The sequence below is a fragment of the Halorubrum sp. AJ67 genome, from assembly GCF_000513435.1.
In genome coordinates this window covers 383,844-384,958 of the sequence record NZ_CBVY010000003.1, presented here as the reverse complement: position 1 = coordinate 384,958, position 1,115 = coordinate 383,844, and the positions used below count along the sequence as shown (strand labels likewise).

2 protein-coding genes are annotated in these 1,115 nt (G+C 69.7%); both read right to left on the bottom strand.

Features of this window, described 5'->3' with window-relative positions:
* Positions 1-759, bottom strand: a 759-nt coding sequence (locus BN903_RS05170; protein ID WP_048076681.1) for a metal ABC transporter permease, incomplete at its 3' end; no start/stop codon positions are given.
* Positions 759-1,115 (bottom strand): metal ABC transporter ATP-binding protein (locus BN903_RS05165; RefSeq protein WP_048076680.1); only part of this gene is annotated, 357 nt, incomplete at its 5' end. The genes BN903_RS05165 and BN903_RS05170, both read right to left, overlap by 1 nt.

Below are 1,115 nucleotides of genomic sequence, written 5' to 3'. Positions count from 1 at the left end.
GGTGTTGTAGCCGGTGACGTTCAGCTGCGCGACGCGCGCCGCCTGCTCGTCGAAGGTGATGAAGAGGAGCTGTTTGTACGTCAGCGCTACGCCCGCGACGACGATAAGGGAGAGCGCGCCCATCAGGCGCGCCCCCTCCGGCGTGACGACCGCGAGGTTCCCGAACAGGTAGCCCTGAATGTTGACCCCGGTGAGTCCGTCGCCGTAGCTGATGATCAGCGTGCCGACCGCGAAGCTCCCGCTGAGCATGATCGCGATCGGCACGTCGCCGTAGGCGTCGGTGCGCTCGGTGAGCCACTGGACCGCGAGCGCGCCGAGGATGCCGACGGCGAGCGCGACGAGCAGCAGCGAGCCGTTCCACCCGGTCGAGGAGGTGACGAGGATCCCGATCGCGACCCCGGCGAACGCGGTGTGCGCGAGCGTCTCGCCGATCAGCGCCATCTCCCGGTGAACGAGGAAGGAGCCGACGAGCGGGGCGACGACCCCGACGAGCACGCCGACCGCCATCGACTGCCACATAATCGGGTGGCGGAACACGTTCGTCCCGAACGCGGCGTCCATCCCGCGGCCGAACGACCGGAACGCGGCGTACAGGTCGCTCGCCACCGGGAGGTCCCGCGCCCAGTAGAGGACGAGGAACCCGAGCATGGCGGCCGCGACGACCGCGGTGACCCCGATCCCGACGAGCTCCGCGGTCCGGCGGAGTCCGCGGTCGGGGCGGGAGACGTCACGGTCGGCGGCGGCTGATCCCTCGCTCATCAGTGGTGGTGGTGGACGACCTGTCCGGCCGTCCCGTACGCTTCCGCGAGGGCGTCGCTTTCGACGAACGACTCCGTGTCCCCGTGGTGGTACAGCTCGGTGTTGATACAGGCGATGCGGTTCGCGCGGTCGGTGACCACGCCGATGTCGTGTTCGATGAGGATGATGGTGATCCCCTCGTCGTTCAGCTCGTCGAGGAGGGCGTAGAAGGCGTCGCGCGACTCGGCGTCGACGCCGACGGTCGGCTCGTCGAGCGCGAGCAGGTCCGCGTCGCCGGCGAGGGCGCGCGCGATGTACGCCCGCTGTTTCTGTCCGCCCGACAGCTCCGAGACGAGCCGGTCGGCGAGATCGCCGAT